This window comes from Bradyrhizobium sp. PMVTL-01, assembly GCF_051861855.1.
Classification (GTDB): Bacteria; Pseudomonadota; Alphaproteobacteria; order Rhizobiales; family Xanthobacteraceae; genus Bradyrhizobium.
Map to the genome: position 1 here is coordinate 3,169,114 of NZ_CP193982.1, position 19,938 is coordinate 3,189,051.

The window sequence follows — 19,938 nt, forward strand, 5'->3', positions numbered from 1 at the left end:
CAAACCAGTCGTGATCGCGCTCGATCCAGCGCGGCAGCTCGGCTGTGCGGTTGGGCGGGTCGGCGGTAAGCCGACCCTCAGCAGCATCAAGCTCGGCAACGCCAGAACTCCCGACGAGGAGTTGTTCGGCAACGGCGCCTCGACGCTCGATCGAGTGATCCGCGAGAGCGGCGCGGTCGCCATGGCGATTGAGCGTCCATTCTTCAAGGAAGGCGAAAGCAACTACGGAACCACCGTCGTGTTGCACGGCCTCTACGGCGTCTTCGTTGGCGTCGCAATCATGCGCGGCCTCAGGGTCTTCCCTGTGGCGGTCAAGACGTGGCGCAGCGTCGCTTTAGGAACATCGAAGTTCGCCTCTCGGCAGGCGGGCAAGAGCGCCAGCATGGCGCTGTGTGAGCAGCTCGGCTGGGAAGCATCGGACGACAACGCTGCCGATGCTGGCGGCGTGTGGATCTGGGGGACATCGACGATCGCGCCCTACGGCGTGGTGTCGGATTTGATCGGGGGATTGAATGCAGCTCTATAGCGTGAACTTCCGCTCCGCGAAGGAAAGCACCATCGACATCGGCAAGGTGCTCGTGGTCGCCAATTCGAGGGAAGCTGCAGAGGACATTGTGCTGACGCACTTGGATCTGCCGCGTTCCTCCACTTCGTGCGAGGTCGAGCGGGTCAAGCCCAGCATCTTTACCGTCATGCGTGGCGAGGTGCGCAAGGACCAGCCGATCAATGGCACGTTCCCGCGCTCGCAGGCGCAGCTCGACCGCCTTTGCGAAGACGAGCGCGAACCCTATGCCGTCCAGATCACCGGTACCGCATGGGCGCACAGCAGCGATAACGCCATCCGGAAGATCGGCAAGGCGGCCGTTGCCAAGATCGAGGGGCGAGACGTTCCAGGTCGCGCCGTCACCGCAATCAACCTGACGGCTGACCAGGTTGAGCGCGAAGTGAAGTCGTCAAGCTTCGAGAAGAACAGCATCTTCACCGGCATGAAGATGTTTCAGGGCGGGACGGTGAGCCCGCGTTGATCCCATGGCGAGACGACAAGAGGACGTCGACGACAGGAAGCCGCCGGCAGACAGGATGCCGGTGACCAACCAGCACCTATGGGATCTGGCCGCGACTGACTACGAGAACGCCGTGATGGGCCTGAAGATGTTGCAATCGAAATCTGACGCGACGCCGGCAGAGCTGGCGCGTCGCGAGCGCGATGTCAGACGACGGCAGGCCATGTGCAATGTCGTCGATTTTCTGATCACCAACCGCGAAGACATCGATCGTGTCATTCGCGAACGAAAGGCAAAGGCGCAATGAGAACGAAGCTCCCGGATCGCAGGCAGAGCGAGACCCGCAAGATGACCATCGTCCACGCGGGCGGCACGGAGACGAAGATCCTGATCACGATCGGCTTCGACGATGAAGGCGTTGCCAAGGAGGTCTTCTGCGCCGACTTCAAGGCCGGCAGCGACCTTCATGCCTTGGTGATGGATGCCTGCATCCTAATCAGCCGCTGCCTTCAATACGGCGATACGGTCGCCGAGTTGGCTGAAGCCATGTGCAAGGGACCATCCGTCATCGGTGCCATCCTGACCGAGATCGCAAATAGCAGCGGGGTGGTGATCCGCTGGCGCGGGGGCGAGAGCGATGGCTTCGCCCCGTTCCCCAAAAATCCAACGTCTCCGTCGGGCGCGCCGCAAGCGGCGGCGATGGCTTGACGCCCATGTCCCGCAAGCTCCGCATCACAGCGACTGACACGCCGATCGTCGTCCGAGGCGACAATTGGTGCATCACGGCGCCGGCCGGTCGAGACATCGAATGTGGCCAGGAGTTTGACGGGAATGAGGGTTACCGCGTCGTCGTGCGGTTCACCGACTCGACGATGCGTAACTCGTTGTCGGTCGACGGTGCGCGCCTCATCAGCGCGACCTTGCGTGAGCAGGCCGTTGGCAACGAGGACGCGCTGCACCTGGCCGATCAGCTCGATCTGATGGCGAATGCGTGCGCGACGTTAAACGCTGGATGGTTTGCGGTGGGCAAGCCTTTCGGCGGGTTCGACTCTCTCGCGCATGGGAGCGCGTGAGCTAATGGGTGGAAGCGCAGGGGGGATTGCATGTCGGAGACGGAGGCGCCCCAAGGGCGCAAGTCTACTCTCAAGGTAAAAGTTGCGTCTGGCGTATCGATCGACCTTCGCGCGGAAGCGAAGCGTCGAGGTGTTGAGTACGACGATCTCGCTGCCGAGATCATCGATGCTGTTGTCAATCATGGGCTCTACGCCGCGGTACTGGATCACTGATGTCGGTTGCTGTCGATATTCTTCAACAAAAATTTGGGCGCCTGACCGTGTTGTCGCGGTCGCAGTCCAACGCCGCTGGACGAACTCGGTGGGTCTGCAAATGCGAGTGCGGCAAGAGGATCGTTGCCGACGGGCGCCGCCTTCGCAACGGACAGAAGCAGAGCTGCGGTTGTTTTCGCAGGGAGGTCACTCTCGCGATCTTCACGAAGCACGGCCATGCTTCCGTTCCCAACAGGACGTCCGAGTACAGGACGTGGCTCGCGATGAAGAACCGTTGTCTCAATCCGAAATCTGAGGATTGGGACTACTACGGCGGCCGCGGAATTGTGGTGTGCGATCGATGGAAGGAGAGCTTCGACGCATTCCTTGAGGACATGGGCCCAAAGCCCAGTTCCAGGCACAGCATCGACCGCTATCCAGACAATGACGGCAACTACGAGCCGGGCAATTGCCGCTGGGCGACGAAAAAAGAACAAGCGAACAATCGTCGGAGGGCGGCATGAGCGAGGATTGGGGTCGTTACATTGAGGCCGTCGCCACTGCGCTGTTCGGGAAGCCGACCTCGCGTGGCAAGGGTGAGCTGCGCTTCGGCAGAAATGGCTCTTTCAAAGTCAACCTCGAAACTGGGTTTTGGGACGATTGGGAATCTGGCGACGGCGGCAAGGGTCGCGGTGGCGGCGTGCTCGCGCTGATCGAGCGCGAGAAGGGGCTCAAGGGTGCGGACGCCATCGACTGGATGCGCACGAGCCTTGGCCTCGACATCGAGGACCGTCGCCCGGATCAATCATCGTCGCGGCCTCGCCAGTCGGCGCCGGACAGCGATCCGCGTCCCGAGCCGCCGCAGGCAGATCCCGAGCAGCCGCGTGCGCCGAAGGTCAAGCCGAAGCTGGTCAAGACCTACGACTACATCAGCCAGGATGGCGAGCTGCTGTTTCAGGTCTGCCGGATGGAGCCCAAGACCTTCATGCAGCGGCGCCCAGCGCGGCCGGATGATCCGCCGAAGGACGTCAAGGGCGACTGGGTCTGGAAGCGCGATGGCATCGTGCAGGTGCCGTACCGGCTGCCGGAGCTGGTTGAGGCAATCGCCGACGAGCGCCTGATCTTCGTGGTCGAGGGTGAAAAGGACGTCGACAATCTGGTCGAGCGCGGCGCGCCGTCGAGCTGCAACGCGGGAGGTGCTGGCAAGTGGCCGGACGAGCTGACGCCCTTCTTCGCCGGGGCCGACATCGTCATCATCGCGGATAACGATCCTCAGGCCATCAACTCCAACACCAAGGAGCTGCGCTGGCACCCCGACGGCCGCCCGGTCTTGCCGGGGCAGGATCACGCCAAGCTGGTGGCGAGCAAGCTGGCAGGCACTGCCAACAGCATCCGCATCCTGATGCTGCCCGACCTGCCGCCAAAGGGTGACGCATCGGACTGGCTTCAGGCCGGTGGCACCACGGAGGCGCTTTACCGGCTCGTGGATGAGACGGCAATGACGCCCGATGAGTTTCAGGTCTACCTCGACGTTACGTTCCCGCCGAAGAAGTTCGTATCGAAGTTCGGCGCCGTTGTCTGGGGCGAGCCGCGCACGGTCCGCAAGAAGTACGAATACCTCATCAAGGGGCTGATCCCTCGCCGCGAGACCGTCCTGATCTACGGCGCCTCCCAGAGCGGCAAGAGCTTCCTCACCCAGGATCTATCGATGGGGATCGCGCTCGGCGGCACCTATTGCGGCCGCAAGGTCAAGCGGGGCATCGTAGTGTATTGCGCGCCTGAGGCTGGTCTCGGCTTCGTCGATCGCCGTATGCCGGGTTACGCCGCCGCCAAGGGGTTGAGCGAAAGCGAGTGGCTTCCGTTCGTCTGTCTGCCGGCGCGGCTCGACCTGTTCGGCAACGAGAAGCAGGTCGCCGACCTGATCGAGGAGATCAAGACGATCGTTGCCTTCCTGAAGCTGAAGTTCCCCGATCTCGAGCTCGAAGCTGTCATCATTGATACCTTCAACAAGGCAACCCCGGGTCTGGACGAGATTAGCGGCAAGGACATGAGCCTTGTCCTCGATCGGTTCGACAAGATCAGGGATGCTCTGGATTGTGGTCTGTGGATCGTGCATCACAAGAACGCCGCCGGCACCGGGCCTCGCGGACACACATCGCTGTTCGCCGGCTTCGAGACCGCGATCGAGATCGGGCGCCTCGAAGAGAAGGTTATGGGCAGTGACCGGAAGCTGCACGACAAACGCTTTATGAAGGTCGCAAAGCAACGCGAGGGCGAAGACAACGAGCGGTTCGAGTTCTGCCTCCGCGGCGTCGAGCTCGGCGTTGACGAGGACGGCGACCCGATCCGCTCCGCGGCGCTGGAGTGGATCGGCGCCGGCAAGGACCAGACGGCCAATATCAAACGCTCTGCCGAGGACGAGTCCGGCATCAGGATGACGGATCAGAATCGGATTTGTTATCGCGCGTTACGGCGCGCAATCGACGAGTTCGGAACGTCGGCGCCGGCGTCGCTGGGTCTTCCCAAGTCGGTCGAACGCGTCGTTCAGCGCCGCTACTGGACCGAAGTCTATCGCCGATACTTCGCCGACGACAGCAGCGACGATGCCGTCAAGAAGGCGCTCACCCGCGCCAACAACTTCATGATCAACAATGGCATCATCGGTCGCGATGGCCTGACGATCTGGATCACCGGCAAGAGCATCAAGGGCGAGCCGAAGCGCTACGTTCCTCCGCCGGAGGAGGAAGAGGTGCTGGACGATCCGGAAGCGCTCGCGGCCAACGAGCCTGATGAGGATGTGGGCACCGACTGGTCGGAGATAGGTCGCGACGAAACCTATGACGACGACCGTCCTGACATCGATGACGATGATCCGGATATCATCGGTGAGGAGCCGCCGATCTCGTTACCGATGCTTGAGATGCCGCAACTTGGAGGGCCGGCAGAATGACGAAGCACGATCTGTTCTGGCATCACGAGCTGGTTGGCACGCGACTGATCGAGGCGGCCCAGGTTATGCGCCGTCTTCCGATGCTGATTTGGCCGAAGCAGTTCGGCACGATCTGGCCGTCGTTCGATCCTCTCGATGACGACGAGAGCACAGAAGAGGGCGCACGCTACTCTCACAGCGCACAGCCATCGCCAGTGCGGGTCTCCCCGTCGTCCATGGAGATCGAGCGGGCCGAGGAAGCGCTCGGCTGGCCAGTGACCTATCTGGCCGGCGACCGCGAGGCCGCGCAGGCAGTCGGCTTCTGGGCTTCCAAGACCAACGAGATCGAAGAGACGGACATTCCGTCGTTCGTACGCGAGGGGCTGAAAGCCATCTCGCGGGGCCTGAAGCGCGACAACGTTCGCGTGAGGGTCTGAGCCACCACCCCGTTCGCAGCGGAATCAACCAAGGAGACCAAACCATCATGAGATCCATCACGAGACTCGCGCTTGACTGGGCGCTTCGCAGCTTCGGTCATGAGCACGTCTACAACCTTTCGATACGAGCTCTTCGTTGCGCCGAGGAAGCTATCGAGCTGGCGCAGGCCTATGACGTTCCGAAAAGCACGGTTTTGCAGTTGGTCGACGTTGTCTACAGCAGGCCGCCCGGGAATGTGGATCAGGAGCTGGGTGGCGTAGCGATGACAGCTACCATCCTGGCTGCCGCGAGGCATCAGGACCTCGACAGTTACCTCGAGACCGAGCTTCGGCGCGTCCTCGCAAAGCCGGTCGAGCATTTCAAACAGCGCAATCAGGACAAGGTCGATCTCGGCCTGACCGTCTGACTTTCAACCGTCGCCCAGCGAGGTTCGCAGCCGGACCGGGTGACACCCACAAGGAGACCAAATCTATGACTACCGAAAAGCGCGATCCCGTCGTCGAGGCGGTGCGCCAGGATCTGTTGCAGCGCTCCCAGCTCGGCATCAAGAAGTACGGCGTCACGCTCGATCGCGACGACCTCGCGCTGCGTGACTGGCTCCAGCACGCCTACGAGGAAACGCTGGATCAGGCGAACTACCTCAAATGCGCGATCATGGAGATTGACGGCGTCAGGACGACGCCGGCGCAGGGGTGAACACGCTCTATCCGCTGTGCCGGAAGGGGCACGAGCTCACGCCGAAGAACGTCCGGCGTGAGTACCCGCGATCGAACGGTTTCCGTCTCGTCGTGCGGTGTCGTGCCTGCGACCGCGAGCGGAAGCACAAAGCCTACACAGAAAACTCGGCGATGCGCGCAAGGGCCATCGCCTATTCCCACTGGTTCCGCTTCGGCCACCCTACCGGCAAGAGCTGGGACGAAATCAAAGCAGAGTTACAATGAACGAACAGACCATGCGCGGCGGCCCGGCCGCGCACCATAACGCCGACGTCGTGATCGAGAACGGCGTCACGATCAAGGATCGCGATCGCGCGGCGGCCGACACTCTCAACCGGATCGACGTCCTCGACCACGGCTACGTGCGCCTGGTCGACCACATGGGCAGCGATCTCTCGGTCGTGCGTGCGGCCCGCGTCTCCTATGACGCCGCATGGCGTGCGGGCGAGGATCAAGGCAGCGACTTCCGCCTGATCAACTATCTATGGAAGAACCACCATACTTCGCCGTTCGAGGCTGTGACCTTCACCTTCGAGGTCAAGGCGCCGATCTTCGTGTTTCGGCAATGGCACCGTCACCGGACGTGGAGCTTCAACGAGCTATCGGCCAGGTATCGCGAGCTTCCGGAAGAGTTCTACGTGCCGAAGCCGGAGCACATCGGCATCCAATCGACTGAAAACAAGCAGGGGCGCTCTCTCGTTTATGAACAGCCGGAGCAGCGCGAGATCCAATCACGTTTGCTCCGTAAGGTTTGCGAGGATGCTTTCGCGACCTATCGGGATCTCCTGTCGATGGATTGGCCCCGCGAGCTCGCCCGCTCGGTCCTGCCGGTCGCGACCTACAGCCACATGTTCGCGACCGTCGATCTCCTCAACCTGATGAAGTTCCTCACGCTGCGCGACCACGGGCACGCGCAAATGGAAATCAGAGTCTATGCGGAGGCGATGCGCGAGCTGATCCGGCCGATCGTGCCGACCTGCGTGAAGGCGTGGGAGGCGCATCGCTGATGGCGCGTGGTCGTCCACCGAAGTCGCATTGCATCAACGGCCACTTAATGACGGACGCCAACACGCGTCCGTCGGCATGGGGCCGCGAATGCAAGCTGTGCCGATCGGCGCGCGATCGGCTGCGCTACGAAAACAACCCCGAGCGCCGGCGTCAGGTTCTGGAGAACGTCGCCGCCTTCCGCGCTCGCAATCGCATCATCCCCGCCAGATCCCTGCCGCCGGCATCGGAATGGCTCAAGCTTGGAGCAACACAATCATGAACTTCTTCGTCTGGCGCAAAGGTCTTCGCGGGCCGACCGCAGCGCTACAGGACCTCGACCCGCGTTCCTCGCTCGATTGGAAGCTCAACGAGGAAAACACGATTGCCATCGTGAAGCTGCCCGAGGAGAGGCGCAGCATCACGCTCGATGAGGCGATCGCCACCTATCCCTGTCCGAAGGTGGCGTGATGGGCTGGTGGAACAGGTGGGCCATCAGGGTGATGCGGAAGCGGGTGCAGACCATCCGTGACACGCTCGATCTGAAGCTGCCCCCTCAGCTGACAATCGAGAATTGGCGCCTACGGATGAAGCTCGATCGTGTCGAGGCCGATCTCAAGCGGCGCATACAGCGTGAACTCGTCGAAATCTGCCGGACGGTCGGCTGCGACATGCGGTCGGTCGGTGGCTGCAATGCCGGCTGCGACGACGACTGCTGCTGCTCGGTGCCGGTCCACAAGTGCACTCGCTGCGGCGATTGCGACTACGGAGAAAACGAGGAGGCGGAACAGACCAGCGAGAAATGCGCCGAGCGTCGCTCGGCGATCTGAATCGAACCTTTCGGCTCGTTCGCAGCGGGCCGCATCACAAGGAGACCTGTAATGAACAAGATAGCCCTCTTGGGTGCTGGCCTCGCGATCGCGCTGGCCGCCACGTCGCCGGCGGAAGCCAAGCGACATCACCATCATCGCCACCACCAACATCGGCACCACGGCCAGGCCGTGCGTGTCGAAGGTGCTCGGGACACGGTGATCGTCGGCTCGCGGCCGACTGGTTGCCCGCATGCGTTCTGCGGCTGCGAGGCCAGCCTCTTCCTGTTCGGCAAGATCATTCCGACGCTCAACCTGGCCGCCAACTGGCTGCGCTTCCCGCGCGCGGAGCCTGCGCCGCACATGGTCGCGGCGCGGCCTGGCCACGTCTTCGTGCTGCTGCGGCAGATCGCCGGCGACCTTTGGCTCACACACGACGGCAACAGCGGCCGCCACATGACGCGCGAGCACGTTCGTTCGATCCGCGGCTACCGCATCGTGAACCCGCGCGGAGGTAGTCTTGAAGGCTGAAGCGATTTCCGATCAGAAGAGGTTAGTGCGTGCGGAGCAATGGATATTCGCTCGTCAGGTGCTTCGCGGCCGTGACTTCGTCCACCATAAAAAGTGGAGGATAATGATCGTGGCCGGGCCATCACCGGCAGAGGAGATCAACTGCATCCGCGAGCTGATGCCGCAGGCTCACATTACTGCGGTTGATTTCAGTGACAGCAACCTGTCTGCTGCGAAGTTAGCTGGCGCAGATCAGACGATCAATCATGATCTGTTCGAGTTCGGGCAGATCGATAAATCATTAGGCAAGTTTGATGTACCCAGTGAAAAGCTGGGAGATGTTCCGTTTGACGTAGTGTGTCTCGATTTGACCGGGCCTGCCAACGAGGAATTTTCTAAAGCGATCAAGGTGTATTTGTCCTCGTTGACAAAAGGCGGCGTCATCATCGCAACGTTCTCTTATGGTCGCGATGTCAAGGAGGCGTTCATCGAGCGCTGGAAAGCAAGCCAACGCACTAACATCAGACTCAATCGCTCGTTCTTTTCAGGACAGGAGCCGCACCGCGTCGGCATCGAGGAGACTATAAAGGCCATCGGTATTCCTGACGGGTTAAAGGAGAGGATTTACTTCCTTCTCGGTCGCAAGGTCAGTCATCTCAGATCCGTCATACAATACCGCGGCAACGCCATGCCGATGGTTTCGATGATGATTCAGAAAAGGCATGGGCCTTGTCCGGGCGATCAGCTTGCGAAGTTTAAAGCGATCGCCGACGGCGACTTTGAAGCCGCTGTCACAGCCGAGAACATTGGAAATATTTATGCTTGTCCAGCGGAGAGAATTGAGGCGCTGAGACGAAGTCTCATTGCCAGGAAGGCAGTCGCCACAAGGCGAGAGAAGGACGCGGCTCGATCGCGCAAGTACCGCGCCGCTCATGGCGCTGGCATGAAGCGCGGACGCCCCAGTTTGGGTTTGACTTCAGAGGAGATGCAAGAGCGTAAGCGTTCGCAATCAGCTGAGCGACAAAGGAGGCGGCGGGAGCGAGAGGCCTCTTCACCTTCCTTGGAATGCGGCGAATGAGCGTCCGGGTTGGCAACCTCACGCGCCGCGAGCGCCACTTCCTGGGCCTGCTCATGGAGGATGGAGCAACGATCAGCAAAGGCACGTCACTCGGTGCCTCGCTCTATCGGCGCGGCCTGCTGCGCATCGCCAAGTTTGGCCGCTACGGGATCACAGCGGAAGGCGTCGCGGCCTACCATACCGGCGCGACACAAGCGAAACGGCAGGAAGCAAAGCAGGCCTTGCGAGAGGCACAATTGCCCCTGTTTTGAGGGGCATAGCCAAGGGGCATGGGCCGGGCCTGAGGGGCCTAGCCAAGGCCCGGACGGCAGGGGCAGGGGCAGGACGCCAGGCCCGGAGGGGCTGAGGCCGATTGCCCTCGGTTGAACCCCTGCTAGGCGGGGCCGGGCGGGGCCGCTAGGCCGGCGGGGCCGGGAACCGGGGGCCGGAACGGGGCGGGAACCGGTATATAGGACCGAAACGGACCTAATTGGTGGAGGTGCCTAAATACCGCAAACCGGACAAAAGAAAAGCCCGGCAGGGAATGCCTGCCGGGCTTTCGCGTCTAGCGGAACAGTAGGGTTGCCGCCCGTTCCCAAGGATGGGCTTCGCGGGCGATCTTGGCTTCGGTCTGTGCGCGGCCGTTACCCTCGCGAGCCATCTTGAGGATGGTCGCCTTGACGAGGATCGGGCTCTCGCCCGCGGCTTCCACAAGCCAGCAGATCATCGGGCCGCAGTTGAGCCGCTGGTAGACCGTGTGCGCGTCGGTGATGCCGGTGTCCGATCGGCCGTAGTAGCCGCCGTCCGAACTGTTGTACTGGCCGAGCCAGGTCGTCCAGTGATCCTGATGGGTGGCGTAGCCGCTCTTCTCGAGTCGATCGCTGTGCAGTGCCGTCGCCGGCAGCCGCTCGATCGCGCGAAGCAGTTCCGTGATGGTGTAATTTCTCATGTGGCTATTTCATCACTCCGAGGTCCTTCCTATATAAACAGTGGTGGTGAACGGTCAGCTTTCACTCCTTGGGAACGGACCAATCATAGGGCGCGATGTCTGCGAAAATATCGCACCCAATTCCGTTTCAGGGTCAATAGCGGCGGCGCCACGGCGAGTCCGTTGGCAAGAGGATGCCCCCGACAAACACCTCGAAGAACGTGACACGCTCCTCGACCCATTGGCGCGTAGTCGCGGCGTGGTCCGCCTCACTGTTGCTATGGCCGAGGATGATCCCCTTGCCTGCGAGCGCCTGTTGATAGCCAGCGATGCGGAAGTAACGCTCGCATCCCTTGGTAAGGCCATCTTCATCGACGTAGAGGTCGTCGGCTGATGACAGCACCACGAGCTGTGCCATATCGACCGGCATGGTCTCGTGAGAAAGTTGGGCGTAGACGGAACGAAGATCGGAGTAGGGGAGTTGCAGCTCCCGTACCTCGCAGGCGAACGGATCAATCAAGATCGCTCTTAGTGTCCGGATGGACATGGGTTTGGTCTCCTTGCGGTTGGGGTCGTGCGGTTTATCGACCCATCGGGCTTGCACCAAACCGGTGCGCAGCCTATGAGTCGGTGGTCTCCGTGACGGTGGGGACTGGTCTCCTTGCATCGTTCACGAAGGCATCGGCCCCGGAGCTGCGAACTCCGGGGCCACCTTATTTTCAGATTGGCTTGTCGTATTTCCGCCAATAGAAGGAGTCTTTGTGCTCATCGTAGGTGTTGAGCGATTGTTCGGCCGCGATCAGGCGTAGGCGGAGCTCAGAGACATCTTTGCACTTCTCGTCCCATTGGCGTGCGATGCGTATGGCCATCGCATCTTTGAGGCCGTGCATCATTAGCTCCGCAGCATTGAGCATGGTGTTGAGATCTCGCTCTGGCGCGCTCATGCCTTCCTCCGCACGATCTTCGCGATCTCGTGGGCCACCAGGACGTGGTCCATGATGATCCGGTCGTCCTTATCGGTGGACTGCGTGACGGCCGCGCCGAGATGGCCGACGATCTCGTCCAGCTCGGTCTGCCACGGCCTCAGACTCTCCTCCGCCAGCTGCTTCACGCGCACCGTCGCCACGTACCGTGTGACTTCGCGTTGGGCGCCGGCGTTGAGTGCCGCCACGATCCGCTCGGCGCGGTCGCGGGTGCAGCCAAGCTTGAAGATATAGGCTGTGTCCGCGTCTAGAACCGAATGTTCGCCTGGATCGTGGTTCGGATCGTCGAGAGGTTTGAGCGTCAACGGCAAGAACTCTCCACAGTCGGCGGTGCTTCGGATCTGTCTGCTGTCCTTCATGACGACCTTACGCTTCATGAAGTCCGCGTCGGCCTGTTTCGGGGCGCGCTCGGCCGCCGCAGCGATCAACTCATCTGCCGTCTTTGAGCTGGGCCAGACTTCACCTTCGGTCGCGTGCAAGTATGCCCAGTCGACGAGGTTTCGCAGCTGCGACGCCGCTCCGCCACTTGGTGAACCACCAAAATGATGCTTAAGGCCGTTGCGATCTGTGACCTCTTCGCCCTTCTTGATCGACTTTGCGAGTTGAGCGATTTCCGTTTCGGCGGCAAAATATGCTTCCTTGAGGGGACCAAAGACATTGGCATGGGCGGCAGCCATCCCCATGCCGTTTATCTTGCCTGCGGCAAGTTCTAGCGCGTCCACCACGCTCGCTGTTTGTGCGATGATTCTGTTACGCTCTTCGCACCAAGCTGTCGCGTCCAATAGGTCGCCTTGGTTGGCGCATATGCACCTGTCGACATGATAGCCGAACTCCCCGCTCTTGATGATGCAGTCGCACGGCGGCTTTTGTTGGTCGTTCATAGATGGTCTCCTTGAAGTTTCTCGGCGCTGCGAACGCCAAGGTGATGAGCTTGGAAGCAAGCCTGATCAGCTATAAGCCGAGTTTCTCTCTTCCTATGCGAAGCGTCTCCTGGACCGCCCAGACGTAATCTAGAGCAGCGCACACTCTTCGTTCCTGGTGCGGAATTGGTGAGGATATGAGATTAGAGGTAATGCGCATCTCATGTAGGAGGCGCTGTTCCGTCAGAAGATGATATCGCGCTCGACGAACTTCGTCCTCGCGAATGCGCATCAATGTGGTATCGCGATCGGTTTGGACGATGTCAGGTGGTAATCCAGAAGTCATGTTTGGTCTCCTTGCTTTGGTAAGGGGCCGGTGCTGCGAACGCCGGCCGAGTTGTTTATCGAGCAGATGGGTTGATGCACATCAGCCGCCCCACTCGTCGAGGATACCGCGCGGGGTTTGGTGGTTGATGAAGGCGATGCGCTGCTGCGGCGTCATGATCTTTCACGCGGTTCGCAGCATGTCTTGCAGGTCGCCGACCTCGTGATCCGGCTCGCTGTCGCGGCCGTGGTTGGTTGCGGCCTTGATGAAATCGTCGAGTATGGATTTCTCGTTCATCAGCTTTCTCCATTCCTCGCAATATTTGGCATGTTTGTCTCCTCGGATTACGCCTGCTGCGAACAGGCCTTGGGTCGGTGGTTACTCTTCCGGTCTGGAAATTTCCCAGATCGACTTCATGTTACCCTCGTGCAGCTGTACCGTGCCGGCGCTAGCATCGACCGTAACGGAGGAGTAGACCGGATAGAGCTTGAGGGCCTTGTCAACGCGGACGATGATCGCCTCGCGTGCGCGCGCAACCGTGACGAGATGCGCCATCGATCCCCCACGCTCGACGATCACGGCCTTCGCCTTAAGGGCCAGATCGAGATAGGCAGGAGAGGCGTCCCGCAGCACGACTATGGCGTCGTCTGGCACATTGTCGTGCGGCTTGGGATGCACGACGGTGCCGCGTGCCGTTCCATTGCCGCTCAGAACGGCGCACTTAAAACCAAGCTTCTCCTCCTGCACGCGGTGGCGCAGGTTGTAGATGGCCTCATTCAGATCGCCATCCGCGATCATGGCGTCGGGCTCGAGACCAGCACCGATCAGGAAGTCTGTATGGTAGGGATCGTCTCCGAACATCTTGACGCCTTGGGGCGAGACCTGCTGCCAAGGCATGGCGAGGTGAGCACCGTCGGTCCGCCACAGGCACCAGTTCTCGAATGGCGCACGCGGCAGCTTGATCTCCTTGTCGTTCACCGTGATACTGATCCAGTCGTCTCCGGCCTGCTGGATGATCTGTGCGCGCCATGCGGGAATGCGGCTCGGCATCTCACGCTGTAACGCCAGCGCCTCATGGAAGGCGTCAATGCGTTTCTTGAGCGACTGGCCGCCATCGCGCATGATGGCTTGCATCGCATCCATATCCTCGACGGTCCTGCCTGCCTTCTCGGCGTCGATCATCTTCGCGCGGTGCCGCCCGATCTCGCGGGCGTCCCGTTGCGCGATCTCGGTCGCGTGGTTGAAGTGGCTCTCCACCGCCGGACGCGGCTCGGTCGGGTCGTTCGTCTCGTAGCGCACCCGGTATCGCTCAGCCGGGAACCGCTCGGCATAGCCCACGCGTTTGAGACGCCGCCCGACGGCGACATACTGGTCGAGCGCGGCCTGCGCCTCGCTATGTGCCGGCACGAGCTGGAAGGGGTAGTTGCGAACCTCCTGAAACAGGAAGTGGTAGCGGCCGTGCTTGTCGGGCGCGAGGTCCCAGTCGTCGACGATCGACTTAAGGTCGGTGCGCAGCACCTTAAGGACATCGCGCTGCGGATCGTCGGCGTAGTAGAGGCTGGACCCGGCGTGCTCCTGACGGTCGCGCTTGCCCTTGATGCTATCGCTGTCCTTTGTGATGCGGTCGCCGGATGACATATCGTCCGGACCCCACGAGGTCACCACGGCATACGGGCGCATGAAGCGCCCGCTGCTGGTCACCCATGTCCCGCCGAACATTTCCAGCAGGCGTTTCTTCCACTCGACATCGCCGTCCTCGACCAACTCGACTTCGTTGACGCCGATCAGCTTACAATCGCCGTTGAGGATGGAGATGACCTGATCAGAGCTGATGCCGTGCAGGCCATCGTGCAGGATGCGGTAGCCGTGGTCGTAGCGGCCTTCGATCACGCGGGTGCGTGCGATCTCGGTCATGAACCTGCCTTCGACCTTGAAGCAGGCTTCGGTGATGGACATGGTTGGTCTCCTTGGTGCCACCTGCGAAGTGGCGTTCTATTCAGGAACGAGGTCCCATCGACACGCGTCCCAATTCCAGACGAGCCAGCCGCCATGCGGCCAGCGCACTTTGATCAGTGTCCGTGCCAACTCCGTCCTCCGTCGTGGCTATGGATTCCGCCGGCGACGGCTTTCGCATCGATCTTACGCCCGGCCAGTTGCTCGGCGCGGGCGATCTGCTGCTTCGCCATCGCCGAGCCTGTGGACATGATGCGTCGATATATGCAGCTATCTCGGACGCCGCCGCGCACCTTGTCGGTCAGTCCGTCGAAGGTGATAGCGCCTTGCGGGCCGACGATCGGCTTGACGCGTCCGTTGACGATTTCTCTGGCGACGAGGTCGATAACCTTTTTGACTTGTTCTTTGCGCTCGGCGAGAGTTTGTCCTGGGTCAAAGGGTTGGGTGTCGCACGGCATTGTTTCTATCTCCTTGGATGAGTGATGGGTGGCCGACGGGCCCGCGAAGCCCGCCGGGAACACTTGTGCTTCGGTTACTCGCCCATCTCGAACTGCGGCACCGGCGCAGCGAGCGGGGCCGGAGCAATCGTCTCCTCCTCGGTCGGCGCGAGGTCGATCGCAGGCGCCTCGGTGGCGACGTGCTCGACCTCCGTCGGGGCGAGATCGATCATGCGGGCCTCGTGGGTGGGCGCCTCGATCTCGGCCGGAGCCTGATCGATGTCGAGGAAGGCGGTGCGGCTGGCCGTCAGCTTCTGGATGGCAGCCAGGTCGATCTCGGCCGCGCCCTGTTCGGCCGCCTTCTTCATCTCGGTCGCCGCCTTGCGGGCGATGTCGATGGCCCCCTTGACGCGCTCGGCCGCCGCCGGAGAGAGCATGGCGCCGAGGCTGCGGGCCTTGTCTGCGGCACCGCGCACCTTCTCAACGTTGAGCTCCTTGAGGCCAGCCTCCATAGTCTCCATGAGGTCGCGGACTTCGCTGTTGATGGCGCGCACCGCCTGCGCGTCATCGGCGGCCACCCGACCGGCGACGATGTAGATGCCGATCGTGGTGCACTGCGCGCGCTTGTTGAACTCCTCGCAGATCGCCTGCGCCTCGATGACGCGTGCGTCCAGCTGCTCGACCTTCTCTTCCGGGCAGAGCAGGCCGAAAGCGGTCTGGATACACATGCCGGCGATCTTCTGCCGGGCAGCGTTTCGCAGCTTGGTCGCCTCCGCGAACTCTTCGGGGTTGGCGACGACGCGCTCGGTCTCCCAGCGAGCCTTGAGCGCACCGTCCGATGTCTTGGTCTCGGCCTCGATCACCTGCTTGGAGTGCGAGACGTTGCCGCTGACGGAACTTTTCAGAACCACCAACATGCCAGGACGGATCGTGCTTGCTTGAATAGTCATATCTTCAGTCTCCTTGAATGCGGCCTGCGAAGCCGCGTTGGGTAGGTAGTTGGTCAGTGGTGGAGGGTCAGAGCCAGCGCCGCAAGCGGCGCCGGCGGTAGCGTGCGACGGAGAGCGCAAGCGCCTCCGTTTCACAGTTGAGCGGAATGCGTCTGGCATCGTGAGCCTTGCGCCAGAAGCCGTTCCGATCGCGATACTCGGCGGTCCAGCCGCCGAGTTCGTTGCGGTAGGCTTTGATCATTGCCTGTCCTCAGATGTCGATCGCGCGGCCACCGCCGACGACTGTAACCTTCGGCTTGTCCTCGATCACCTTAGAGGCGAGGCGGGCCTTACCCTTGGCCCAGTCACGCAGCGCCTTGATCTTGCTCTCCGCGGTCACGGCGAGCGGCGTCACCGCTCGCGCGGAGGCGCAAAGATCTTCGACCGTGATCTGACGCGCGCTATCCGCGAATGCGGTGAACAGGGCGTCGGGCACGATTGCAGCGATCTCGGAGCCGGTGAACTGGTCGGTATATTTGACCACTTCCTTGACACGCGATGGGTCGAGATCGGAGAGGCTGCGGCCGTGGGCCTTGAGCCCCGCGCGCAAGACTTCCAGTCGTTCGGCCTCATTGGGAAGGTCGACGAACCAGAACTCATCGAAGCGGCCCTTGCGAAGCAGCTCCGGCGGTAGGCTCTCCACGTTGTTGGCGGTGGCGATGACAAAGGACTCGCTCTGCCGCTCCTGCATCCATTGCAGGAGGGCACCGAGCTGGTCGGTCGATACGCCGCCGTCGGCGCCGCCCTGCGTGGCGCCCGCCATGGCCTTCTCGATCTCATCGATCCAGACGACACAGCGGCCGATCGCCTCGATGGTGCGGAGCGCCCTGCGCAGGTTTGCCTCGCTCTCGCCGACAAACTTGCCCTTGAGCGCGCCCAGGTCCATCTTGAGGAGCGGAACGCCGAACGCGGTCGCGGTCGCTTTCGAGATGAGCGACTTGCCGCAGCCGGGGATGCCGACAAGGAACGTCCCCTTGGGAGAGGGGAGGCCGTAGGCACGGGCCTCCTTGCTGTAGGCCAGCTTGCGCTGTTCCAGCCACTCTTTCAGGTTCTCGAGCCCGCCGACCGCTTCGAGACCGCCCGGCAGCGGATCGAACCACTCCAGGACGCCCTCGCGAGCGATGACGCGCTTCTTTTCCTTCGAGACCGTCACCGGGTCGATCCGGCGAGTCTGCACGAGGCTCTTGGCGTAGCAGGCCTGCGCCTCCTCGCCAGAGAGGCCGATCGCAGCATCGATCGCAGCGTCGCGCACCCCGTTGGGGGCAGCCTTCGCCCGCATCGGCTTGGTTTTGTCGGGGATCGGCGCGCCGTCGCCGTCATAGACAGGTTTGCCGGTGTCCGGATCGATCTTGTTCTCGTACTCGGGCAGCACGTTGATCGCGCCGTCGAGCAGAGCCGCGATTTCCTCGCGGTCCGGCATCGGCCATTCGATGACGGTGGCATGGCCGGCGAGCTCCGGTGGGGTCTCGCGGATCGGCGAGAGCACGATCAGGGCCTGCGCCTTGTCGCGTGCGAGGCCGGGCAGGTCGCGAGCCAGGTTGCGCACCTGCCGGGTCGAGACCATGCCGGCGGGACCGGCGAGCCACGGCGGTAGATCGCGCATGATCCACGCGCCGCGGTCGGCCTTGGCATCATCGGAGGCTCGGCTCCAGATCAGCTTCAAGGTCTCGCCGATGTCCACATAGTCGCGGCCGAAGTCGTCGGTCTTGCCGGCCATGTCGGCAATCCCCTTACCGCAGTCCCATGTGCGGGGGACGTAGCCAGCGGCAGCAGCCGCCTCCATCAGGTAGCGCTCGACACGCGCTTCCTCGCGGGTGACGATCCAGAGCAGGGGATTACGAGCTCGGAGCAGGGCGACGATGTCGGCGGCAACCTCGTCGCTCTTGGTCTTCTTGCGCTCGGTTGCGGGCGCAGTTGTAGCGTCAGTCATGCTTGGTCTCCTTGTGTGGGGTCGTGGGAAGGCGCTGCGAACGCCTTCCCAAGGGGGTTTAGGTGAAAGTCCAGCCAATTGCCAGCGCGGCGCCAACCGCGATGCCAACCAGAAAGATGGTGAGGTCACGTTCGAGAGATGCAGGTGTCGATAGACTCGGGAGGCGCATCACTACTCCCCTCCGATTGCCTTTGCGATGAGACGCACTGCGAGCACACTCGCGGCGTGCAGCTTTAGCAGCCGTACGATATCGGGCCGGGTGTAGAATCCGGGTTTAACGCCGTAGGGGTTCTCGGTGATCAGGATCGGCGGGAACTGGAGGTCGTTAATCTCACGCTCCTCGAGGAGGTACGACTCCTCCCCCTGATCGGACTGACGCTCCCAATAGCGTGCGACCAACTTGGAGTCGTCGGGGCGCGGCTCGTCTGGATACTCTCGTTCCCACCACTTGTCGCAGTAGGCGTACATTATAGCATCAGCCTCTAGCTTGGAGGCGTGGACGGTGACATCTGTGCCGTGACGATGGTCGATGATCAGGACCCAGACTTTCATCACGCATCCTCCTTAGCTTCGGCGACTTCGGTGATGGTGAGCGCCGGGACGTTGCTGCTCTCGAACCGGGAGACTTCTTCAACGGCTCGCTCCAGGGTCCACCCTGCTGCCAGCCATCGCCGAAGGTCGGCGAGGTCAGCCTGCGGTGTGTAGCCCTGCGAAGATGCCGGGCACTCCTCCTCCTTGACCATGCTGGGCCGCCAGATAACGATGTAGGATTCCCACTCGTAGCCGGCGTCGTAGTGCACCCAGAAGGGCATGCCGTGATCCTTACAGAACCGGATCACATTGTCCGGACTGCCGGCGACGTGGGCCTGCAAGAGCAGGCTGACGCGGTCCTTCACGATTACGCGGATATCGTCCTCGCTATCGGGCGCCGACTGGCACTCATAGGAGAAGTCCGTCTTGATCTCGTCGAGAAAATCCTCGATCAGGTTCGACGGCAGCGCGCCGCCAATGTGCATGGTGGTCCAGATCGTATCGGCCATGTCGGTCTCCTTGTGTGTGGGCCTGCGAAGCCCGTGATGGTTAGTGGAAGAAGGCGGTCGGGTGGCCGTCCTCCTCATCGAAGGAATTGACGATGTAGAGCATGTCGCCATCGGCATCGAACTTGCCGGTCTCGATGACGACGGTGATGTTGATGCCTTGCGGCGCAGGCAGGCGCTCGATGCGATCGATCTTGCCCTTGCCGCCCGGCGCGACAGTGTGCTCGGTGCCTTCATGATCCTCACCCTTGCTGATGCAGGTCATCGTCACGAACTGGCCGACGCGGAAGCCGAATGCCTCCTTCAATTCTTCGTATTTAAAGGCGGTGCCGTTCTGCGTTTTGACATCAGTGGCAGGATCATCAGGGTTGTACTCGCCCTTCGCTTCCGCGATCAGGCAGCCGATCTCGTCGAACAGGATGGCGGTATTGCCCGCCAGCGTCTCCGGCGTCGACGTGTCGAGAGCCGAGTGGATGCGGTCCAACATGGCGAGCATCTTCCCGACGATCGGCACGTCGACCCGATGCGTCGAGATTTCGTAGCGCCCCCAATCCGGGTTATTCTCCGACATTTTGTCGTGCGCCTCGTTGGGGTCGTCGGGGAAAGGCGGCTTGCCGTCGCCGTCGTCGGGAGCGTTGTGTTCCCACTCCGAGCGCATGAACTCGGCGAACTGCGTCTCGGCCTCTGCCAGCGTGCCGAACACGCTGGGGAGGCATGGCTCGTTCTCGTCCGGAATGCAGGTGGATAGGACGTGGACTGTGACTTTGGTCATGTTGGTCTCCTT

The 19,938-nt window shown here is 61.9% G+C and carries 31 protein-coding genes; 19 read left to right on the top strand and 12 right to left on the bottom strand.

From position 1 onward, the window contains the following. Positions 1-10 precede the first annotated feature (10 nt). The 19 genes from ACRQ5Q_RS14520 to ACRQ5Q_RS14610 all read left to right on the top strand — a co-directional run bounded on the left by ACRQ5Q_RS14520 (position 11) and on the right by ACRQ5Q_RS14610 (position 9,984). Positions 11-526, top strand: a complete 516-nt coding sequence (locus tag ACRQ5Q_RS14520) for a hypothetical protein (protein ID WP_439398494.1) — start codon at positions 11-13, stop codon at positions 524-526. Position 527: 1 nt separating this feature from the next. Continuing rightward, a complete protein-coding gene (locus ACRQ5Q_RS14525; RefSeq protein ID WP_439398496.1) occupies positions 528-1,025 on the top strand; it encodes a hypothetical protein in 498 nt (165 codons plus the stop codon). A gap of 55 nt (positions 1,026-1,080) precedes the next feature. Further along, a complete protein-coding gene (locus ACRQ5Q_RS14530) occupies positions 1,081-1,311 on the top strand; it encodes a hypothetical protein (protein WP_439398498.1) in 231 nt (76 codons plus the stop codon). Continuing rightward, positions 1,308-1,712 carry a hypothetical protein gene (locus ACRQ5Q_RS14535; RefSeq protein ID WP_439398499.1) on the top strand — a complete coding sequence of 135 codons (405 nt, stop codon included), beginning with the start codon at positions 1,308-1,310 and terminating at the stop codon, positions 1,710-1,712. The genes ACRQ5Q_RS14530 and ACRQ5Q_RS14535 overlap by 4 nt, the downstream gene beginning before the upstream one ends. Positions 1,713-1,717: 5 nt before the next feature. Next, positions 1,718-2,077, top strand: a complete 360-nt coding sequence (locus ACRQ5Q_RS14540; protein WP_439398501.1) for a hypothetical protein — start codon at positions 1,718-1,720, stop codon at positions 2,075-2,077. Positions 2,078-2,107: 30 nt separating this feature from the next. Further along, the gene (locus tag ACRQ5Q_RS14545) at positions 2,108-2,290 is read left to right on the top strand and encodes a hypothetical protein (protein WP_439398503.1); all 183 of its coding nucleotides are present in this window, start codon (positions 2,108-2,110) and stop codon (positions 2,288-2,290) included. Continuing rightward, on the top strand, positions 2,290-2,793 hold the full coding sequence (locus ACRQ5Q_RS14550; protein ID WP_439398505.1) for a hypothetical protein: 504 nt from the start codon (positions 2,290-2,292) through the stop codon (positions 2,791-2,793). The genes ACRQ5Q_RS14545 and ACRQ5Q_RS14550 overlap by 1 nt, the downstream gene beginning before the upstream one ends. Beyond that, positions 2,790-5,219: an AAA family ATPase gene (locus ACRQ5Q_RS14555; protein ID WP_439398507.1), complete on the top strand. Its 2,430-nt coding sequence runs from the start codon at positions 2,790-2,792 to the stop codon at positions 5,217-5,219. Before ACRQ5Q_RS14550 ends, ACRQ5Q_RS14555 begins: the two co-directional genes overlap by 4 nt. Continuing rightward, positions 5,216-5,635, top strand: a complete 420-nt coding sequence (locus tag ACRQ5Q_RS14560; protein WP_439398509.1) for a hypothetical protein — start codon at positions 5,216-5,218, stop codon at positions 5,633-5,635. The genes ACRQ5Q_RS14555 and ACRQ5Q_RS14560 overlap by 4 nt, the downstream gene beginning before the upstream one ends. Before the next feature lie 47 nt (positions 5,636-5,682). Beyond that, positions 5,683-6,042 carry a hypothetical protein gene (locus ACRQ5Q_RS14565; protein ID WP_439398510.1) on the top strand — a complete coding sequence of 120 codons (360 nt, stop codon included), beginning with the start codon at positions 5,683-5,685 and terminating at the stop codon, positions 6,040-6,042. Between the two features lie 65 nt (positions 6,043-6,107). After that, the gene (locus tag ACRQ5Q_RS14570) at positions 6,108-6,332 is read left to right on the top strand and encodes a hypothetical protein (RefSeq protein WP_439398512.1); all 225 of its coding nucleotides are present in this window, start codon (positions 6,108-6,110) and stop codon (positions 6,330-6,332) included. After that, positions 6,329-6,577: a hypothetical protein gene (locus tag ACRQ5Q_RS14575; protein ID WP_439398514.1), complete on the top strand. Its 249-nt coding sequence runs from the start codon at positions 6,329-6,331 to the stop codon at positions 6,575-6,577. Before ACRQ5Q_RS14570 ends, ACRQ5Q_RS14575 begins: the two co-directional genes overlap by 4 nt. After that, a complete protein-coding gene (gene thyX / locus ACRQ5Q_RS14580) occupies positions 6,574-7,359 on the top strand; it encodes an FAD-dependent thymidylate synthase (protein WP_439398516.1) in 786 nt (261 codons plus the stop codon). The genes ACRQ5Q_RS14575 and thyX overlap by 4 nt, the downstream gene beginning before the upstream one ends. Beyond that, positions 7,359-7,619: a hypothetical protein gene (locus tag ACRQ5Q_RS14585; protein ID WP_439398518.1), complete on the top strand. Its 261-nt coding sequence runs from the start codon at positions 7,359-7,361 to the stop codon at positions 7,617-7,619. The genes thyX and ACRQ5Q_RS14585 overlap by 1 nt, the downstream gene beginning before the upstream one ends. Continuing rightward, positions 7,616-7,807 carry a hypothetical protein gene (locus tag ACRQ5Q_RS14590; RefSeq protein WP_439398519.1) on the top strand — a complete coding sequence of 64 codons (192 nt, stop codon included), beginning with the start codon at positions 7,616-7,618 and terminating at the stop codon, positions 7,805-7,807. The genes ACRQ5Q_RS14585 and ACRQ5Q_RS14590 overlap by 4 nt, the downstream gene beginning before the upstream one ends. Further along, entirely contained in the window at positions 7,807-8,166 is a 360-nt protein-coding gene (locus ACRQ5Q_RS14595) for a hypothetical protein (RefSeq protein ID WP_439398521.1), read from the top strand. The genes ACRQ5Q_RS14590 and ACRQ5Q_RS14595 overlap by 1 nt, the downstream gene beginning before the upstream one ends. Before the next feature lie 51 nt (positions 8,167-8,217). Further along, positions 8,218-8,676, top strand: coding sequence for a hypothetical protein (locus ACRQ5Q_RS14600; RefSeq protein ID WP_439398523.1), 459 nt, complete (start codon positions 8,218-8,220; stop codon positions 8,674-8,676). After that, positions 8,666-9,733 (top strand): hypothetical protein, encoded by a 1,068-nt coding sequence (locus tag ACRQ5Q_RS14605; protein WP_439398525.1) that lies wholly within the window; start codon positions 8,666-8,668, stop codon positions 9,731-9,733. Before ACRQ5Q_RS14600 ends, ACRQ5Q_RS14605 begins: the two co-directional genes overlap by 11 nt. Then, the gene (locus tag ACRQ5Q_RS14610) at positions 9,730-9,984 is read left to right on the top strand and encodes a hypothetical protein (RefSeq protein ID WP_439398527.1); all 255 of its coding nucleotides are present in this window, start codon (positions 9,730-9,732) and stop codon (positions 9,982-9,984) included. Before ACRQ5Q_RS14605 ends, ACRQ5Q_RS14610 begins: the two co-directional genes overlap by 4 nt. 293 nt (positions 9,985-10,277) lie before the next feature. On the opposite strand, the gene ACRQ5Q_RS14615 is transcribed toward ACRQ5Q_RS14610, so the two are convergent. From ACRQ5Q_RS14615 to ACRQ5Q_RS14670, 12 genes are all read right to left on the bottom strand, one after another. Next, complete coding sequence (locus ACRQ5Q_RS14615) at positions 10,278-10,661, bottom strand: hypothetical protein (protein WP_439398528.1); 384 nt, start codon at positions 10,659-10,661, stop codon at positions 10,278-10,280. Positions 10,662-10,794: 133 nt separating this feature from the next. Continuing rightward, the gene (locus ACRQ5Q_RS14620) at positions 10,795-11,187 is read right to left on the bottom strand and encodes a hypothetical protein (RefSeq protein WP_439398530.1); all 393 of its coding nucleotides are present in this window, start codon (positions 11,185-11,187) and stop codon (positions 10,795-10,797) included. A gap of 172 nt (positions 11,188-11,359) precedes the next feature. Next, entirely contained in the window at positions 11,360-11,584 is a 225-nt protein-coding gene (locus ACRQ5Q_RS14625; RefSeq protein ID WP_439398532.1) for a hypothetical protein, read from the bottom strand. Beyond that, entirely contained in the window at positions 11,581-12,504 is a 924-nt protein-coding gene (locus ACRQ5Q_RS14630; protein ID WP_439398533.1) for a hypothetical protein, read from the bottom strand. Before ACRQ5Q_RS14630 ends, ACRQ5Q_RS14625 begins: the two co-directional genes overlap by 4 nt. Before the next feature lie 682 nt (positions 12,505-13,186). Further along, on the bottom strand, positions 13,187-14,764 hold the full coding sequence (locus ACRQ5Q_RS14635) for a PEP-utilizing enzyme (protein WP_439398535.1): 1,578 nt from the start codon (positions 14,762-14,764) through the stop codon (positions 13,187-13,189). 113 nt (positions 14,765-14,877) lie between these two features. Beyond that, on the bottom strand, positions 14,878-15,219 hold the full coding sequence (locus ACRQ5Q_RS14640) for a hypothetical protein (protein WP_439398537.1): 342 nt from the start codon (positions 15,217-15,219) through the stop codon (positions 14,878-14,880). Between the two features lie 74 nt (positions 15,220-15,293). Beyond that, the gene (locus tag ACRQ5Q_RS14645; RefSeq protein WP_439398539.1) at positions 15,294-16,148 is read right to left on the bottom strand and encodes a hypothetical protein; all 855 of its coding nucleotides are present in this window, start codon (positions 16,146-16,148) and stop codon (positions 15,294-15,296) included. 67 nt (positions 16,149-16,215) lie between these two features. Further along, complete coding sequence (locus ACRQ5Q_RS14650) at positions 16,216-16,389, bottom strand: hypothetical protein (protein WP_439398541.1); 174 nt, start codon at positions 16,387-16,389, stop codon at positions 16,216-16,218. A 9-nt stretch (positions 16,390-16,398) separates the two neighbouring features. Continuing rightward, on the bottom strand, positions 16,399-18,117 hold the full coding sequence (locus ACRQ5Q_RS14655; RefSeq protein WP_439398543.1) for an AAA family ATPase: 1,719 nt from the start codon (positions 18,115-18,117) through the stop codon (positions 16,399-16,401). Positions 18,118-18,288: 171 nt separating this feature from the next. Next, positions 18,289-18,669: a hypothetical protein gene (locus ACRQ5Q_RS14660; protein WP_439398545.1), complete on the bottom strand. Its 381-nt coding sequence runs from the start codon at positions 18,667-18,669 to the stop codon at positions 18,289-18,291. Further along, positions 18,669-19,157, bottom strand: a complete 489-nt coding sequence (locus tag ACRQ5Q_RS14665) for a hypothetical protein (RefSeq protein ID WP_439398547.1) — start codon at positions 19,155-19,157, stop codon at positions 18,669-18,671. Before ACRQ5Q_RS14665 ends, ACRQ5Q_RS14660 begins: the two co-directional genes overlap by 1 nt. A 40-nt stretch (positions 19,158-19,197) precedes the next feature. Further along, positions 19,198-19,926 carry a hypothetical protein gene (locus ACRQ5Q_RS14670; protein WP_439398549.1) on the bottom strand — a complete coding sequence of 243 codons (729 nt, stop codon included), beginning with the start codon at positions 19,924-19,926 and terminating at the stop codon, positions 19,198-19,200. Between the last annotated feature and the right edge of the window lie 12 nt (positions 19,927-19,938).

Bases quoted from the DNA above. Each gene is read 5' to 3' on its own strand.
- ACRQ5Q_RS14530 (WP_439398498.1), top strand. From the start codon at position 1,081: ATGCCGGTGACCAACCAGCACCTATGGGATCTGGCCGCGACTGACTAC.
- ACRQ5Q_RS14535 (WP_439398499.1), top strand. From the start codon at position 1,308: ATGAGAACGAAGCTCCCGGATCGCAGGCAGAGCGAGACCCGCAAGATG.
- ACRQ5Q_RS14540 (WP_439398501.1), top strand. From the start codon at position 1,718: ATGTCCCGCAAGCTCCGCATCACAGCGACTGACACGCCGATCGTCGTC.
- ACRQ5Q_RS14545 (WP_439398503.1), top strand. From the start codon at position 2,108: ATGTCGGAGACGGAGGCGCCCCAAGGGCGCAAGTCTACTCTCAAGGTA.
- ACRQ5Q_RS14550 (WP_439398505.1), top strand. From the start codon at position 2,290: ATGTCGGTTGCTGTCGATATTCTTCAACAAAAATTTGGGCGCCTGACC.
- ACRQ5Q_RS14555 (WP_439398507.1), top strand. From the start codon at position 2,790: ATGAGCGAGGATTGGGGTCGTTACATTGAGGCCGTCGCCACTGCGCTG.
- ACRQ5Q_RS14560 (WP_439398509.1), top strand. From the start codon at position 5,216: ATGACGAAGCACGATCTGTTCTGGCATCACGAGCTGGTTGGCACGCGA.
- ACRQ5Q_RS14565 (WP_439398510.1), top strand. From the start codon at position 5,683: ATGAGATCCATCACGAGACTCGCGCTTGACTGGGCGCTTCGCAGCTTC.
- ACRQ5Q_RS14570 (WP_439398512.1), top strand. From the start codon at position 6,108: ATGACTACCGAAAAGCGCGATCCCGTCGTCGAGGCGGTGCGCCAGGAT.
- thyX (WP_439398516.1), top strand. From the start codon at position 6,574: ATGAACGAACAGACCATGCGCGGCGGCCCGGCCGCGCACCATAACGCC.
- ACRQ5Q_RS14585 (WP_439398518.1), top strand. From the start codon at position 7,359: ATGGCGCGTGGTCGTCCACCGAAGTCGCATTGCATCAACGGCCACTTA.
- ACRQ5Q_RS14590 (WP_439398519.1), top strand. From the start codon at position 7,616: ATGAACTTCTTCGTCTGGCGCAAAGGTCTTCGCGGGCCGACCGCAGCG.
- ACRQ5Q_RS14595 (WP_439398521.1), top strand. From the start codon at position 7,807: ATGGGCTGGTGGAACAGGTGGGCCATCAGGGTGATGCGGAAGCGGGTG.
- ACRQ5Q_RS14600 (WP_439398523.1), top strand. From the start codon at position 8,218: ATGAACAAGATAGCCCTCTTGGGTGCTGGCCTCGCGATCGCGCTGGCC.
- ACRQ5Q_RS14610 (WP_439398527.1), top strand. From the start codon at position 9,730: ATGAGCGTCCGGGTTGGCAACCTCACGCGCCGCGAGCGCCACTTCCTG.
- ACRQ5Q_RS14615 (WP_439398528.1), bottom strand. From the start codon at position 10,661: ATGAGAAATTACACCATCACGGAACTGCTTCGCGCGATCGAGCGGCTG.
- ACRQ5Q_RS14620 (WP_439398530.1), bottom strand. From the start codon at position 11,187: ATGTCCATCCGGACACTAAGAGCGATCTTGATTGATCCGTTCGCCTGC.
- ACRQ5Q_RS14625 (WP_439398532.1), bottom strand. From the start codon at position 11,584: ATGAGCGCGCCAGAGCGAGATCTCAACACCATGCTCAATGCTGCGGAG.
- ACRQ5Q_RS14630 (WP_439398533.1), bottom strand. From the start codon at position 12,504: ATGAACGACCAACAAAAGCCGCCGTGCGACTGCATCATCAAGAGCGGG.
- ACRQ5Q_RS14635 (WP_439398535.1), bottom strand. From the start codon at position 14,764: ATGTCCATCACCGAAGCCTGCTTCAAGGTCGAAGGCAGGTTCATGACC.
- ACRQ5Q_RS14640 (WP_439398537.1), bottom strand. From the start codon at position 15,219: ATGCCGTGCGACACCCAACCCTTTGACCCAGGACAAACTCTCGCCGAG.
- ACRQ5Q_RS14645 (WP_439398539.1), bottom strand. From the start codon at position 16,148: ATGACTATTCAAGCAAGCACGATCCGTCCTGGCATGTTGGTGGTTCTG.
- ACRQ5Q_RS14650 (WP_439398541.1), bottom strand. From the start codon at position 16,389: ATGATCAAAGCCTACCGCAACGAACTCGGCGGCTGGACCGCCGAGTAT.
- ACRQ5Q_RS14655 (WP_439398543.1), bottom strand. From the start codon at position 18,117: ATGACTGACGCTACAACTGCGCCCGCAACCGAGCGCAAGAAGACCAAG.
- ACRQ5Q_RS14660 (WP_439398545.1), bottom strand. From the start codon at position 18,669: ATGAAAGTCTGGGTCCTGATCATCGACCATCGTCACGGCACAGATGTC.
- ACRQ5Q_RS14665 (WP_439398547.1), bottom strand. From the start codon at position 19,157: ATGGCCGATACGATCTGGACCACCATGCACATTGGCGGCGCGCTGCCG.
- ACRQ5Q_RS14670 (WP_439398549.1), bottom strand. From the start codon at position 19,926: ATGACCAAAGTCACAGTCCACGTCCTATCCACCTGCATTCCGGACGAG.